The organism is Modestobacter lacusdianchii, assembly GCF_054177765.1.
This window is the reverse complement of record NZ_JBJJTJ010000040.1, coordinates 13,643-29,200: the sequence shown is the minus strand read 5'-3', so window position 1 is coordinate 29,200 and position 15,558 is coordinate 13,643. Positions and strand designations below refer to the sequence as shown.

Sequence of the window (15,558 nt, the reverse complement as noted above, 5' to 3'; positions counted from 1 at the left end):
CGGTTTATATTGGCGAATCCGGGCTGTCCGGGCACGGGGAATGCGGGCTCGCCACGCCGCCGGCCCCCCCACACGGCGGGGCCCGCGGTCCGCCGCAGCGGACGGGGGGCACGGGTGCTCACTCGGTGCCGGACCCCAGCGCCAGCGGAGCCGCCGGGGCCGCGGCGCCGGCTCCCGGGCCGGGGTCGGCCCCCGGGGCCGGGGCCCGGGTCACGCTCAGCCCGGTGTCGCCGTCGGCGACGTCGGCCGGCCAGTCGACCAGCACCTCGTCGCCGTCCCGGATGTCGCCGCTCAGCAAGGCACGGGCCAGCTGGTCACCGATCGCCGACTGCACCAGCCGCCGGAGCGGGCGGGCACCGTAGACGGGGTCGAACCCGTTGAGCGCCAGCCACTCGCGGGCCGCGTCGGTGACGTGCAGCGTGAGCCGGCGAGCGGCCAGCCGGCGGGCGAGCACCCCGACCTGGATGTCGACGATGCCGGCGAGCTCGTCGGAGCCCAGCGCCCGGAAGGTGACGACGTCGTCCAGCCGGTTGAGGAACTCCGGCTTGAAGTGCGAACGGACCACGTCCTGCACGGCACGGCGCCGGCTCTCCTCGGGGATCGACTGGTCGGCGATCACCTGCGAGCCGAGGTTGGACGTGAGCACCAGGATCGTGCTGCGGAAGTCGACGGTGCGGCCCTGGCCGTCGGTGAGCCGGCCGTCGTCCAGCACCTGGAGCAGCACGTCGAAGACGTCCGGGTGGGCCTTCTCCACCTCGTCGAGCAGCACCACGGTGTAGGGGCGCCGCCGCACCGCCTCGGTGAGCTGGCCGCCGGCCTCGTAGCCGACGTAGCCGGGCGGGGCACCGACCAGCCGCGCCACCGAGTGCTTCTCGGAGTACTCGCTCATGTCGATCCGGACCATCGCCCGCTCGTCGTCGAACAGGAACTCCGCCAGCGCCTTGGCCAGCTCGGTCTTGCCGACGCCGGTGGGGCCGAGGAAGAGGAACGACCCGGTCGGCCGGTCGGGGTCGGCGACCCCGGACCGGGCCCGGCGCACGGCGTCGGCGACGGCCCGGACGGCGTCGGGCTGGCCGACCACCCGCTGGGCGAGCTCGTCCTCCATCCGCAGCAGCTTCTGGGTCTCCCCCTCCAGCAGCCGGCCGGCCGGGATGCCGGTCCAGGCCTGCACGACCTCGGCGATGTCGTCGGCGCCGACCTCCTCCTTGAGCATCGACTCACCGGCGGCCACCGTCGACTCGGCCTCCCGCAGCGCCCGCTCCAGGGCCGGCATCCGGCCGTAGCGCAGCTCGGCCGCCCGGGCCAGGTCGCCGTCCCGCTCGGCGCGCTCGGCCTCCAGCCGGGTCGCCTCCAGCTCCTCCTTGGAGCGCTGGATGCGGTCGATGGCGGTCTTGTCCTGCTGCCACCGGGCGGTGAGCTCGTCGAGCTCCTCGCGGCGGTCGGCCAGCTCGTCGCGCAGCGCGGCCAGCCGCTGCAGGGACGACGGGTCGTCCTCCTTGGCCAGCGCCATCTCCTCGATCTCCAGCCGGCGGACGACCCGCTCGACCTCGTCGACCTCGACCGGGCGACTGTCGATCTCCATCCGCAGCCGGCTGGCGGCCTCGTCGACCAGGTCGATCGCCTTGTCGGGGAGGAACCGTGCGGTGACGTACCGGTCGGACAGGGTGGCGGCGGCGACGATCGCGGCGTCGGTGATCCGCACCCCGTGGTGCACCTCGTAGCGCTCCTTGAGCCCGCGCAGGATGCCGATCGTGTCCTCGACGGAGGGCTCGCCCACGTAGACCTGCTGGAAGCGGCGCTCCAGGGCAGGGTCCTTCTCGATGTGCTCGCGGTACTCGTCGAGGGTCGTGGCACCGACCATCCGCAGCTCGCCGCGGGCCAGCATCGGCTTGATCATGTTGCCGGCGTCCATCGCGGAGTCGCCGCTCGCGCCGGCGCCGACGATGGTGTGCAGCTCGTCGATGAAGGTGACGACCTGCCCCTCGGCGTCGGTGATCTCCTGGAGCACGGCCTTGAGCCGCTCCTCGAACTCGCCGCGGAACTTGGCGCCGGCGACCATCGAGCCCAGGTCCAGCGCCATGAGCCGCTTGCCCTTGAGGCTCTCGGGGACGTCACCGGCGACGATCCGCTGGGCCAGGCCCTCGACGATGGCGGTCTTGCCCACGCCGGGCTCACCGATCAGCACCGGGTTGTTCTTGGTGCGCCGAGACAGCACCTGCACGACCCGGCGGATCTCGGTGTCGCGGCCGATGACCGGGTCGATCTTGCCCTCACGGGCCCGCTCGGTCAGGTCGACGGCGTACTTCTCCAGCGCCTGGAAGGTGCTCTCCGGGTCGGGGCTGGTGACCTTGCGGTTGCCCCGCACGGTGCGGAAGGCGGCGACCAGCGCCTCGCGGGTGGCCCCGGCGCTGGTGAGCACCGCCCCGGCCTCGCCCTCGGTGGTGGCCAGCCCGACCAGCAGGTGCTCGGTGGAGACGTACTCGTCACCGAGCGCGCTGGCCTGCTCGCCGGCGGCGTTGATCGCCCGCAGCAGCTCCCGGGACGGCGCCGGGGCGGCGACGGTGGCGCCGCTGACGCTGGGCATGCGGCGCAGGGCGGCGTCGGCCTTCGCCCGGACGTCGGCCGGGTCGGCACCGGTCGCCTGCATCAGCGGGCCGGCGATGCCGTCGGGCTGCTCGAGCAGGGCGACGAGCAGGTGCAGGGGCTCCAGGGCGGCCTGGCCGCGGTCGACCGCGAGGCGCTGGGCGGCGGCGACCGCCTCCTGCGAACGGGTGGTGAGCTTGCTCTGCATGGTCGGTGCGGGTGTCCTCTCTGCGACTGGGCGACGTGCCACTGCGGGACGCGCGACGGGGGACGTCCCGGCTGGTCCAACGGAGCAGGAGTTGAGTCTGTTCCGCTCAACTCCGCTCGTCCAGTACGCCGCGCACGCGGCCGGCGGGAACGTTTGCAGACGACAACTCAGTGCCGAGACGAAGCACACGGCGGTCTACGGCCGGATGGCGTCCTACTGTGGGGCCCATGTCGGACACCCCGTCGCCGAGCGTGGCACTCGACGACCAGCTCTGCTTCGCCCTGTACGCCGCCTCCCGGGCCGTCACGGCCCGCTACCGGCCGATGCTGGACGAGCTGGGCGTGACCTATCCCCAGTACCTGGTGCTGATGCTCCTGTGGGAGGAGGACGGCCAGACCGTCGGGCAGCTCGGCTCCCGCCTGGCGCTCGACTCGGGCACGCTCTCCCCCCTGCTCAAGCGGCTCACCACCGCCGGGTTGGTCACCCGGCACCGCCGGGCGGACGACGAGCGCTCGGTCTCGGTCCGGCTCACCGACGCAGGCCGCGCCCTCGAGGGCCCGGCGTGCGCCATCTCGAGCCAGATGATCGACGCCCTGGCGCTGGACCAGCAGCAGTTCGACGAGCTCAAGAGCCAGCTGCGGCTGATCACCGCACGGGTCTCCGACGCCCGCGTGGACGCCCCCGCCTGAGACGGGCCCCCACCGCCCCCACGCGGGGTGGCCCCCTCCTCCTCTGCGCCCCACGGGCTCGGGACGTGCCTGGCACGGCGTCGACGCACACCCCCCGGCACGGGCGCCGACCCCTGTCCGCACGCCTGCGCGGCCGGTCGCACGAGGTGGCCCGAGGTGCCCGACCCCGGGTGGCGGGAACACCGTCGTCCCGGTGAGGTTGTCTGGGACAGCACGGTGACCGGCCGGAGCGCAGCCCGCGCCCGGCGGTCACCATCGAAGAGGAGGTCCGATGCCCACCCGTACCGCACGCACTGCCTGGAACGGCTCGCTGCAGGAGGGGTCCGGCCAGGTCGAGCTCTCCAGCTCCAAGGTCGGCACCTTCGACGTCAGCTTCCCGAAGCGGACCGCCGAGGAGGCCGGGGGCACCACCAGCCCCGAGGAGCTCATCGCCGCGGCGCACTCGTCCTGCTACGCCATGGCCCTGTCCAGCGAGATCGGCAAGGCCGGCGGCACGACGCAGTCGCTGGAGGTCAGCGCCGACGTCACCCTGGGCCAGCAGGACGGCGCCCCGACGATCACCACCATCAAGATCACCGTCCGCGGTGAGGTCGACGGCCTGGACGCCGACGGCTTCGACAAGGCCGCCCAGGCCGCCAAGGCCGGCTGCCCGGTGAGCAAGGCGCTCGCCGCCGTCGACATCTCCCTGGACGCCGCACTGGTCTAGTCCGACCTGGCAGCCGGGCCCGCACGGGCCGGCGCCGCACGCCACGGAGGCCCGTCCCCCTCGAGGGAGACGGGCCTCCGTCGCGTCCGGGCGGGGTCAGGCCCGCTGGGCCGCCGGCGTCCGGCCGGCGAGCTGGTCGTCGACGTCCGCGGTCGTGTTCGGCTCGACCGGGCGCTCACCCTGGAGCCGCTCGTCACCGGACTCGGTGCGCAGCGCGACCTCGCGGATGAACAGGATCGCCAGGATCGTGATGATCGACAGCACCGCCGAGATCAGGAAGACCCGCCCGGTCGCGTCACCGTAGGAGACCTGGATCAGCTCGCGGATCGGCGCCGGCGCGTCGGCCAGGGAGGCCAGCCCGACGTCGCCGGAGCCGGCGGCGGCCGCCGCACCCGGGACGTCGGCCAGGCCGGACTGGATGAGGCCGCCCACCCGGCTGGAGAGCACGGCGCCGAGCACCGAGACGCCGATCGTGCCGCCCAGGCTGCGGAAGAAGGCGACCGCGGAGCTCGCCGCACCCAGGTCGGTGGCGGCGACGGTGTTCTGCACGGCCAGCACGAGGTTCTGCATGGTCATGCCGATGCCGGCACCGAGCACGGCGAGGAAGACGCACAGCACGACCATGTTCGTGGCGTGGTCGATCGTGGCCAGCAGGCCGAACCCGACGGCCACCAGCAGCGAGCCGGCGACCAGGTAGCGCTTCCAGAAGCCGGTGCGGGTGATCAGGATCCCGGAGACGGTGGAGGAGACGAGCAGTCCGCCGACCATCGGGATGGTGAGCAGGCCGGCCGCGGTGGGCGAGTAGCCGCGAGAGATCTGCAGGTACTGGCCGAGGAAGACCGTCGAGCCGAACATCGCCACGCCGATCGCGACGCTGGCGACGATCGCCAGGGTGGTGGTGCGGTCGCGGAAGAGCCGCAGCGGGACGATCGGCTCCTCCGCCCGCAGCTCGGTCACGATGAACGCCACGATGGCCAGCACCCCACCGCCGACGAAGAGCGCGGTCTCCAGCGAGGCCCAGGCGAAGCTGTCGCCCGCCAGGGTGACCCAGATGAGCAGCGCCGAGACGCCCGCGGTCAGGAAGGCCGCGCCGAGGTAGTCGATCGAGACCGCCCGCTTGGTGACCGGCAGGTGCAGGGTGCGCTGCAGCAGCACCAGGGCCACGGCGGCGAACGGGACGCCGACGAAGAAGCACCAGCGCCAGCCCAGCCAGCTGGTGTCCACCAGCAGGCCGCCGATCAGCGGCCCACCGACGGTCGCCACCGCCATGACCGAGCCGAGCAGGCCGGAGTACCGGCCGCGCTCCCGCGGGCTGATCATCGCGGCCATGGCGATCTGCACCAGCGCCTGCAGGCCGCCCAGGCCCAGGCCCTGCAGCACCCGCCAGCCGATCAGGGTGGGCACCGACTGGGAGAGCCCGGCGAGCATCGAGCCGACGACGAAGACCACGATCGCGATCTGGATCAGCAGCTTCTTGCTGAACAGGTCGGCGAGCTTGCCCCAGATCGGGGTGGAGGCGGTGGAGGCCAGCAGCGTGGCGGTGACCACCCAGGTGTACTGGCTCTGGCTGCCGCGCAGGTCGGTGATGATCGTCGGCAGTGCGTTCGAGACCACCGTCGAGGACAGGAAGGCGACGAACATCGCCAGCAACATCCCCGACAGGGCGCTGAGGATCTCCCGGTGGGTCATCCGGCCCTGTTGCTCGGCCGGGGCGGCCGCCGGGTCGGCGGCGGGTCCGGCCGCGGGCCGGACGGGTGCGGGGGTGCTCATCTGCGTCTCTCCTGGTGGTGCAGTGCGGGTGGTGCAGTGCGGGTGGTCCGGGACGGCGGCCCAGCGGGCCGCCGGGGTCAGGCGGCGGGCCGCCGGTGGCCGGCGCGATCGAGGCCGTCGGCGAGCTTGTCGAGCAGGCGGCTGAACTGCTGCGCCTCCTCCTCGGTCCAGTCCGACAGCGCCTCGACCGCCCACTGACCCCGCACCTGCCGGGTGTGGGCGAGCGCGGCGGCACCGGCGTCACTGAGGCTGATCAGGCTGGCCCGCCCGTCGAGGGGGTCGGGGCGGCGCTCGACGAGCCCGGACCGCTCCAGCGCCGACACCTGGCGGCTGACCACCGAGACGTCGACGCCGGCGTGGCCGGCCAGGGCACTGCAGCGCTGCGCGCCCTCGCGCTCCAGCGGGGCCAGCAGCGCCCAGCCGAAGGAGGGCAGGTCGCCGTAGAGGTCGGCGGCCACCCGGGTGCCCAGGTGCTTGGCGGTACGGACCAGCCGGGCCACTCCGGCGGTCATCCGCTCGGACGTCTCCCGGGTGAGTGCCACGTCGTCCCCTGTTCCGTCGGTCACCGGGCTCGCGCCCGGTACGTGTAGACAGCAACCATGTTGCACCTGTTGGTTGGTGTCTGCAACAACTCATCGGAGTGAGACCCGCCACCGCCACGGCGGTCCCGGTCACTCGGCCGTGCGCCCGCAGCGGCGTCGCCACGGACGACGACGGGCGGCGACCGGACCACTGGGGTCCGGTCGCCGCCCGTCGGGGAGCGGTGACTGCCGGCTCTGCGGCCGGCACCGGTCAGCTGGTGGCCCGCGCCTCCAGGGACAGCGCCTCGAGCACGAGCTCGGCGGGGTGCCAGGCCGTGCGCTGCGTGCCGTGGAAGATCTGCTGGCGGCAGGACACCCCGGTCGCGGCGATGACCGCGTCGGGTGCGGCGGCCCGGACCGCCGGGAAGAGCCGGTCCTCCCCCACCTGCAGGGACACGTCGTAGTGCTCGGACTCGAACCCGAACGACCCCGCCATGCCGCAGCAGCCCGCGTCGAGCTCCTGCACCGTGACCCCGGGGATCCGCGACAGCAGGGCGACCGTGGCCGCCGTCCCGGCCTCGGCCTTCTGGTGGCAGTGGCCGTGGAAGACCACGGTCCGCCCGGCCAGCCAGCTGTCCTCGCGCAGCCGCAGCCGGCCGTCGTCGATCGCCTCGACCAGCAGCTCCTCGGGCAGCTTCACCCGCGCCGCGACGTCGGCGACGTTCGGGTCGTCGGGCAGCAGCTCCACGTGCTCGGCCCGCAGCGTGAGGATGCAGGAGGGCTCGCAGCCGACGATCGGCGAACCGGGCTCGGAGCCCTCGCAGAGGTTCGCCGCCAGCTTCTGGGCCTTGCCCCGGGCGTCGTCCAGCATGCCCTTGGAGATGCTCGCCCGGCCGCAGCAGCCCTTGCTCTCCAGCCGCACCGGGTGCCCGGCGGCCTCCAGCAGCCGCACCACGGCCTGGCCGATGCCCGGCTCGGTGTAGCTGGTGAACGAGTCGGCCAGCATGGTGACCGGCTGCTGGGTCAGCGCCGTCGGGGCCTCGTGCCGCTTGAACCAGCGCATCAGCGTCGTCCGGTGGAAGACCGGCAGGTCGCGCTGGCGGGCGATGCCGAGGCGGGCGTCCATCAGCGCCCGCAGCGGCTTGATCTTCAGCGGCAGGTTCGACAGCGGTGCGGTCGCCGAGCCCAGCCGGTTGAGCGTCCGGATCGCCCCGAACGCCCGTGACCGCAGCGGGGTGCCGTGCACGTCGTGCTTGGCCGCCAGCGCCTCGCTCTTCATCGCCGAGACGTCGACGCCCAGCGGGCACTCGCTCTTGCACGCCTTGCACATCAGGCAGAGGTCGAGCACCTCGTGCAGCCGCTCGTCGGCCAGCGCGGTGTGCGGGTCGCCCTCGCTGAGGGCCTTGACCAGCGCGCCGGCCCGGCCGCGGGTGGAGTGCTCCTCCATCCGGGTGGCGATGTAGGAGGGGCACATCGCCCCGGTCGTGGACTTGCGGCACAGCCCGATGTTCATGCAGCGGTCGGCGGCGCCGAACATCCCGCCGACGACGTCGAACTGCAGCCGGGTGCGCAGCGGGCCGGGCGTCGGCGGGTTGGCGTCCCGCAGGTGCTCGGTCATCGCCGGGGAGTCGACGATCTTGCCCGGGTTCAGCGTGCCCTGCGGGTCGAAGAGGCCCTTGACCTGCCGCATCGCCTCGTAGAGGTCGTCGCCGAACAGCTCGCGGTTGAACTCGCTGCGGGCCAGCCCGTCGCCGTGCTCGCTGGAGTTCACCCCGCCGTACTCGCGGACCAGGTCCTTGATCTCCACCGCCACCGAGCGCATCACCTCGACCTGGCCGGGCTGGCTCAGGTCGACGAACGGGCGGATGTGCAGGCAGCCGACCGAGCAGTGCCCGTAGAAGCCCGCCTCCAGGTCGTGCCGGTCCAGCACGTCCTTGAACCGGGCGGTGTACTCGGCCAGGTGCGTGGGGTCGACCGCGGTGTCCTCGATGAAGGCCAGCGGCCGCCGGGCGCCCACCGAGTTGGCCATCAGCAGGCCCAGGGCGGACTTGCGCACCTTGAGCAGCGCGCCCTGCTGAGCCGGGGTGACCGCGCGCAGGGTGTGGTAGCCGTGCCCGTTGCGCTCCCAGACCTCGACCAGGCGGTCCATCGACTCGACCAGCTGCGCCTCGTCGTCCCCGGTGAAGGAGACGAACAGCAGCGCGTCGGGGTCGCCCTGCAGGATCTTGCCCAGCCCGGCGTACTCGATCTTCTGCCGGGACAGGTCGAGGATCGTGCGGTCCAGCAGCTCGACCTGCGCCGGGTCGACCGACAGCGCGTCCTCGGTGGCGTTGATCGCCGCCTGCACCGTCTCGAAGTGGCCCACCGCGAAGACCTGCTTGGACGGCTTGGGCACCAGCCCGACCCGGGCCGCGGTGATGATCGCCAGCGTGCCCTCGGAGCCGACCAGGAACTTGGCCAGGTCGAAGGGCTGCCCCTCGGCCAGCCGGTCCAGCCGGTAGCCACCGGCCCGGCGCCAGAACGAGGGGAACCCGGTGGCGATCGCCTCCGCGTTCTCGGCCACCAGCTCGGGCAGCCGGCGGTAGATCTCCGCCTCCAGGGTGTCGCCCTGGGCCCGGCGGGCCCGCTCGGCCTCGTCCACGAGGCCGAACGTCGCCGTCGACCCGTCGGCCAGGACGACGTCGACCTCCTCGACGTGGTCGATCGTCATGCCGAAGCGCACCGAGCCGCTGCCGGCCGAGTTGTTGCCGATCATCCCGCCGATCGTGGCGCGGTTGGACGTCGAGGTGTCGGGCCCGAACATCAACCCGTGGGCGGCGGCGGCCCGGTTGAGGTCGTCCTGCACCACGCCGGGCTCGACCCGGGCGGTGCGCGCCTCGGGGTCCAGCTCGGTGATCCGGTGCATGTGCCGGGAGAGGTCGAGCACCAGGCCCGGGCCGACGGTCTGCCCGGCCAGGCTGGTGCCCGCGCCCCGGGCGAGCACCGGGATGCCGGCCTCGCGGGCCAACCGCACCGCGGCGACCACGTCGGCGGTGTGCGCCGGGTAGGCGACCCCGACCGGCGTCATCGTGTACATCGAGGCGTCCTGGCTGAACAGGTGCCGGGTGTAGTCGTCGAAGGCGACCTCGCCGTCCAGCGCCCGGGTCAGCTCCTGCTCCAGGTCCGCGACCCCCACGCGGGGGCGCTCCGGGGCCGCCGTCATGCCTGCTGCAGACGCTCGAGGGCGGCCTGGACACCGTTCGGGTCGATCTGCACGCCACTGCGGACCAGGCCCATCTGCACGCCACCCAGGGTGCCGACCAGGGTCAGGTCGTTGAAGTGGCCCAGGTGGCCGATCCGGAACACCTTGTCCGCCAGCTTGCCCAGCCCGGCGCCCAGCGACATGTCGTACTCCCGCAGGATCGTGTCCCGGACGGCGTCCGCGCCGCCGTCGGGCATGTAGATGGCGGTCAGCGAGCCGGAGTACTCGCGCTCGTCGAGGGCCAGCACCTCCAGGCCCCAGCCCCGGACGGCCGCCCGGGTGGCCTCCGCGTGCCGGGTGTGCCGGGCGTAGACGTTGGCCAGGCCCTCGTCGTCGAGCATCTCCAGCGCGACCTTCAGCGCGTAGAGCAGGTTCGTCGCCGGGGTGTAGGGGAAGAAGCCGCGCTCGTTGGCGGCCAGGATCGGCTGCCAGTCCCAGAACGACCGGGGCAGGCCGGCGGTCTTCGACGCCTGCAGGGCCTTCTCGCTCACCGCGTTGAAGCTCAGCCCCGGCGGGAGCATCAGCCCCTTCTGGGAGCCGGCGACGGTGACGTCGACGCCCCACTCGTCGTGCCGGTAGTCGATGCTGCCCAGCGAGGAGATGGTGTCGACCAGCAGCAGGGCCGGGTGGTCGGCGGCGTCGATGGCCTTGCGCACCTCGGCGACCCGGCTGGTCACGCCGGTGGAGGTCTCGTTGTGCACCACCATGACGGCCTTGATCTCGTGGCCGGTGTCGGCGGCGAGCCGCTCCTGGGCGGCCTCCGGGTCGGCGCCGTGCCGCCAGTCGCCCGGTACGAACTCCACCTGGAGGCCCAGCCGGGTGGCCATCTCCTGCCACAGCGTGGCGAAGTGACCGGTCTCGAAGGCCAGCACCTTGTCACCGGGCGAGAGGGTGTTCGTCAGCGCCGCCTCCCACGCGCCGGTGCCCGAGGCGGGGTAGATGACCACCGGCTGCGTGGTGCCGAAGACGGGCTTGACGGCCTCCAGCACCTCCAGGCCGAGCGCGGCGAACTCCGGCCCGCGGTGGTCGATGGTCGGGGCGGCCATCGCCCGCAGCACCCGGTCGGGCACGTTGGTCGGCCCCGGGATCTGCAGGAAGTGCCGCCCGCCGGTCGTCGTCGTCACTGACATGCCCGTGCCTCCATCGGATGTGGCCTGTGAGTCGGTGCTCCCGGCTCGGCGCTGGTCGCGCCCCAGCGGAAGTCCACCATGCGGGAGGCTACTACCGGCAGGTGGATGAATGAACAGACCTCTCTGACGTCCTGTGACCCTTGACACTGATCGTCGCGCCCACTTCAATCCCCGCTGAGCGAGAACACGCTTCCGTATCGCGGAAGCGCCACCGAACGGGCGCCGTCCCGTTCCGACGAACGCATGGGGACGCCGGTGTCCGTACAGCTCGTCTTGATCCTGATCCTCCTGGCGATCTTCCTGATCGCCACGGTGCTGCCCGTGCACATGGGTGCACTGGCCCTGGTCGCGGCCTTCGTCGCCGGGTACTTCATCTTCGGCACCGACGGGGACCCGACCTACGACGACGCGGTCTTCGGGTTCTTCCCGGGGTCGCTGTTCGTCGTCCTGGTGGGGGTCACCTACCTCTTCGCGATCGCCAAGAACAACGGCACGGTCGACTGGCTGGTGCACGCCGCCGTGAAGGGCTCCGGCGGGCGGCTCGCGGCCATCCCGTGGGCGATGTTCGCCGTCACCGGCGCCCTCACCGCCATCGGCGGCGTCGTCCCGGCCGTGGTCGCGATCATCGCCCCGGTCGGCATGTCCTTCGCCCGGCGCTACAGCATCAACCCGGTGCTGATGGGCCTGTTCATCATCAACGGCGCCACCGCCGGCGGGTTCTCGCCGCTGTCGATCTTCGGTGTCATCACCAACACCGTGGTCGACGACAACGGCCTGGCCGGCAGCCCGCTGTTCCTGTGGGGCGCCTCGATCGTCATCAACATCCTGCTGTCGATCGGCGTCTTCTTCCTCTTCGACGGGCGCAAGCTGCTCGGCGGTGGCCGGGTCGACGTGACCGACCGGCGGGACGACGACTTCGTGGCGGCCACGGTCGCCGGCGACGCCACCGAGGACACCGGCGAGGACATCCCCGGCGGCGGCGCCCAGCGCGCCGCGGTCGGCAGCACGGGCACCGGTGGCGCGGCACTGTCCGGCGGCCGGGTCACCGAGCCCGTGCACGGTCAGCCCGGTCACCAGCACCCGACGGCCGGCGAGCGCGCCGACCAGCGGTCGCTGCAGACCACCGCACTGGCCCCCGAGGAGCAGGGCCAGGTCACCACGCTGGACCGCGACCGTTCCCTCACCCTGGGCGGACTGGTGCTGCTGGTCGTCGGCGCACTCGTCTTCGACCTCGACATCGGCCTCATGGCGGTCACCGTCGGCGTGATCCTGTCGATCGTCGCCCCGCGCGGCGCCAAGGGCGCCGTGGGCCAGATCGCCTGGCCGACCGTGCTGCTGATCTGCGGCATCGTCACCTACGTCGGCCTGATGCAGGACCAGGACGTGCCCGGCTGGCTCGGCGACAACGTGGCCCAGCTCGGCGTCCCGCTGATCGCCGCCCTGCTGATCTGCTACATCGGTGCCGTCGTCTCGGCCTTCGCCTCGACCACCGGCATCCTGGGTGCGCTCATCCCACTGGCCGTGCCCTTCCTGCAGGGCGACAACGCCATCGGCGCGATCGGCCTGATCACCGCACTGGCGCTGTCGTCCTCGATCGTCGACTCCAGCCCGTTCTCCACCAGCGGCGCGCTCGTGGTCGCCAACGCCACCGAGCCCGAGCGGGACCGGACGTTCCGGACGCTGATGATCTGGGGCTTCTCGATGGTCGCGATCATCCCGATCGTGACCTGGCTTGTGCTGATCGTCCCCGGCTGGCTCTGAGGAAGAGCCCCGCCCTCCCCACCCCTCGCATGCTCGCGGCGGGACCCGGGACGGGGCCGACCAGCACCTGCACCACCCGCGCCCCGGACGGCACCTGCCGCCCGGGGCGCGGTCACGTCCGGGACCCGGCCGAGCACCCCGTCACCCGTGGAGGCAGCCGTGAGCGCACCCACCCGCCCCTCCGGGCGCACCGTGCGGCAGGCGTCGGCATGACCGCCCCGCACCCCCGGAGGCGGCCGGCCTGCCTGCGCCCCCGCGCCGCTGGCGGCCCGGGGTCTGCGCCCGGGCGCCCGTGGACCGGATCAGCTGGACCGGGCGCTGAGCGCGCGGCCGCCGTCCTCGTGCAGCTCGGCGGCGAGCGTGGCCGCGGCCTCCTGGAGGCGGGCCACGATCGAGGGCACGCTCTCCATCGGCACCCGGCCCTCGGGCCCGGAGACCGAGATCGCCGTCTGGGCGGGCCCGCCCGGCACCGGCACGGCCACGCACCGGACGCCGATCTCCTGCTCCCCGTCGTCGAGCACGTAGCCCTGCGCGGCGATCTGCGGCAGCAGCGCGAGCAGCTCGTCGGGGTCGGTCACGGTCTTGGCGGTGCGCCGGGGCATGCCGCCGCGCTCCAGCAGGTCGCGGGCGGTGGAGGCGGGCAACTGGGAGAGCAGCGCCTTGCCCACGCCGGTGCAGTGCAGGTGCACCCGCCGGCCGACCTCGGTGAACATCCGCATCGAGTGCCGGGAGGGCACCTGGGCCACGTAGACGACCCGGTCGCCGTCCAGCATCGCCAGGTTGGCGGTCTCCCCCGTGGCGTCGACGAGGTCGCTCAGGTGCGGGCGCGCCCAGGTGCCCAGCGTGCGGGAGGAGCTCTCGCCCAGGTGGATCAACCGCGGGCCCAGCACGTAGCGCCGGGACGGCAGCTGCCGCACGTAGCCGCGCGCGACCAGCGTGCGCACCAGCCGGTGGATGGTGGACAGCGGCAGCCCGCTGTCGACCGCGAGCCGGGACAGCGCCACCTCACCGCCGTCCTCGGCCATCAGCTCCAGCAGCAGGAACGCCCGTTCCAGGGACTGGACCCCGCCGTCCGTGCCGTCGGCCATGTCGCTCCTCGTCGTCGTGCGCACCCTCCGGGCACGGCTGTCGTCGCACGCGCCGTCGGGTGCTCCCGGGTCGGACGGACGGGCAGCCGGCCCGGCACTCGTCTTGACCCGACTGGTGACCGAGGATACGTTTTCCGCATCACAGATGGAACCTTCCGCTTCACGGAAGGTGCGTTCGCTTCGTCTCACCGCGTGCGGCCCCGGGGCACCGGACGGCCCCCGCGCGAGACCCACCTCCAGGGAGAGTCATGAGCACGGTCGACGGCGTGGAGATCACCGGCCCGATGGGGCCGCGGTTCGACGAGGTCCTGACACCTCGGGCTCTCGAGCTCATCGCCCTGCTCCACCGGGAGCTCAACGGGCGCCGGCTCGAGCGGCTGAAGGCGCGCACCGAGCGGGTGCAGGCGCTGGCCGAGGGCGGCACGCTGGACTTCCTGCCCGAGACCGCCTCGATCCGCGAGGACGACTCCTGGCGGGTGGCCCCGCCGGCCCCCGGCCTGGTCGACCGCCGGGTCGAGATGACCGGCCCGACCGACCGCAAGATGACGATCAACGCGCTGAACTCCGGAGCGAAGTGCTGGCTGGCCGACCAGGAGGACGCCAACTCCCCGCTCTGGGAGAACGTCGTCAACGGCCCGCTCAACCTGATGGACTCGATCGACCGCACGATCGACTTCACCAGCCCGCAGGGCAAGAAGTACGAGCTCAAGCCGGACGACGAGCTGCCCACGATCATCGTGCGCCCGCGCGGCTGGCACCTGCCGGAGAAGCACATCACCGTCGACGGCGAGCAGACCTCGGGCAGCCTGGTCGACTTCGCGCTCTACCTCGTCGCCTGCGGCCAGAAGCAGATCGACCGCGGCCACGGCCCCTACTTCTACCTGCCGAAGATGGAGAGCCACCTCGAGGCGCGGCTGTGGAACGACGCCTTCGTGCTCGGCCAGGACTTCGTCGGCATCCCGCGCGGCACCATCCGGGCCACCTGCCTGATCGAGACCTACCCGGCCGCGTTCGAGATGGAGGAGATCCTCTACGAGCTGCGCGAGCACTCCTCCGGGCTCAACGCCGGCCGCTGGGACTACCTGTTCAGCGTGATCAAGACCTTCCGGACCCGCGGTGAGGACTTCACCCTCCCCGACCGCAACTCGATCACGATGACCGTCCCGTTCATGCGCGCCTACACCGAGCTGCTGGTCCGCACCTGCCACAAGCGCGGCGCGCACGCGATGGGCGGCATGTCGGCCTTCATCCCCAGCAAGGACCCGGCGAAGAACGAGTTCGCCTTCAACAAGATCACCGAGGACAAGACCCGCGAGGCCAACGACGGCTTCGACGGCTCCTGGGTCGCCCACCCGGGCATGGTCCAGACCGCCATGGACGCCTTCGACAAGGTGCTCGGCGACCGGCCCAACCAGCTGGACAAGCTGCGCGAGGACGTGCACGTCACCGCCGCCGACCTGCTCAACGTGAAGGCCACCCCCGGCGAGGTCACCGAGGCGGGCCTCCGGGCCAACGTCAGCGTCGGCATCCAGTACGTGGAGTCCTGGCTGCGCGGCTCGGGTGCCGCCGGCATCAACGGCCTGATGGAGGACGCCGCCACCGCCGAGATCAGCCGCAGCCAGGTCTGGCAGTGGCTGCACAACGGCGTGACGCTCAACGACGGTCAGCAGGTCACCACCGAGCTGGTGCAGCGGGTGATCGAGGAGGAGGTCGCGGCCATCGCCGAGGCCAAGGGAGATGCGTACGCCTCGGGCCGGTGGGACGATGCTCGTGCGCTCTTCACCGAGATGGCGCTCGGCGAGGAGTACAACGACTTCCTCACCGTCCCGGCCTACGAGCGCATGCCCTGACACACCTCTCC

The 15,558-nt window shown here is 72.6% G+C and carries 10 protein-coding genes; 4 read left to right on the top strand and 6 right to left on the bottom strand.

From position 1 onward, the window contains the following. Positions 1 to 118 precede the first annotated feature (118 nt). Entirely contained in the window at positions 119 to 2,791 is a 2,673-nt protein-coding gene (clpB, locus tag ACJTNH_RS19340) for an ATP-dependent chaperone ClpB (RefSeq protein ID WP_458178647.1), read from the bottom strand. 227 nt (positions 2,792 to 3,018) lie between these two features. On the opposite strand from clpB, the gene ACJTNH_RS19335 reads away from it, so the two are divergent. Together ACJTNH_RS19335 and ACJTNH_RS19330 are read left to right on the top strand one after the other, a co-directional pair. Beyond that, the gene (locus ACJTNH_RS19335) at positions 3,019 to 3,480 is read left to right on the top strand and encodes a MarR family winged helix-turn-helix transcriptional regulator (RefSeq protein ID WP_458178645.1); all 462 of its coding nucleotides are present in this window, start codon (positions 3,019 to 3,021) and stop codon (positions 3,478 to 3,480) included. A gap of 271 nt (positions 3,481 to 3,751) precedes the next feature. Then, positions 3,752 to 4,186 carry an OsmC family peroxiredoxin gene (locus ACJTNH_RS19330; RefSeq protein ID WP_458178643.1) on the top strand — a complete coding sequence of 145 codons (435 nt, stop codon included), beginning with the start codon at positions 3,752 to 3,754 and terminating at the stop codon, positions 4,184 to 4,186. Between the two features lie 96 nt (positions 4,187 to 4,282). Here the strand turns inward: ACJTNH_RS19330 and ACJTNH_RS19325 are convergent, their stop codons facing one another. The 4 genes from ACJTNH_RS19325 to ACJTNH_RS19310 form a co-directional block, all read right to left on the bottom strand. Further along, entirely contained in the window at positions 4,283 to 5,956 is a 1,674-nt protein-coding gene (locus tag ACJTNH_RS19325; RefSeq protein WP_458178641.1) for an MFS transporter, read from the bottom strand. A 77-nt stretch (positions 5,957 to 6,033) separates the two neighbouring features. Further along, on the bottom strand, positions 6,034 to 6,522 hold the full coding sequence (locus ACJTNH_RS19320; RefSeq protein WP_458178639.1) for a MarR family winged helix-turn-helix transcriptional regulator: 489 nt from the start codon (positions 6,520 to 6,522) through the stop codon (positions 6,034 to 6,036). Positions 6,523 to 6,748: 226 nt separating this feature from the next. Next, positions 6,749 to 9,652 (bottom strand): FAD-binding and (Fe-S)-binding domain-containing protein, encoded by a 2,904-nt coding sequence (locus ACJTNH_RS19315; protein ID WP_458178637.1) that lies wholly within the window; start codon positions 9,650 to 9,652, stop codon positions 6,749 to 6,751. A gap of 23 nt (positions 9,653 to 9,675) precedes the next feature. Next, positions 9,676 to 10,848 (bottom strand): pyridoxal-phosphate-dependent aminotransferase family protein, encoded by a 1,173-nt coding sequence (locus ACJTNH_RS19310; RefSeq protein WP_458178635.1) that lies wholly within the window; start codon positions 10,846 to 10,848, stop codon positions 9,676 to 9,678. A gap of 255 nt (positions 10,849 to 11,103) precedes the next feature. Here ACJTNH_RS19310 and ACJTNH_RS19305 point away from each other — a divergent pair, with 255 nt between their 5' ends. Beyond that, entirely contained in the window at positions 11,104 to 12,609 is a 1,506-nt protein-coding gene (locus tag ACJTNH_RS19305; protein ID WP_458178633.1) for an SLC13 family permease, read from the top strand. 302 nt (positions 12,610 to 12,911) lie between these two features. Here the strand turns inward: ACJTNH_RS19305 and ACJTNH_RS19300 are convergent, their stop codons facing one another. After that, complete coding sequence (locus tag ACJTNH_RS19300) at positions 12,912 to 13,697, bottom strand: IclR family transcriptional regulator (RefSeq protein WP_458178631.1); 786 nt, start codon at positions 13,695 to 13,697, stop codon at positions 12,912 to 12,914. A 248-nt stretch (positions 13,698 to 13,945) separates the two neighbouring features. On the opposite strand from ACJTNH_RS19300, the gene aceB reads away from it, so the two are divergent. Beyond that, positions 13,946 to 15,547 (top strand): malate synthase A, encoded by a 1,602-nt coding sequence (gene aceB / locus ACJTNH_RS19295; protein ID WP_458178629.1) that lies wholly within the window; start codon positions 13,946 to 13,948, stop codon positions 15,545 to 15,547. Positions 15,548 to 15,558 lie beyond the last annotated feature (11 nt).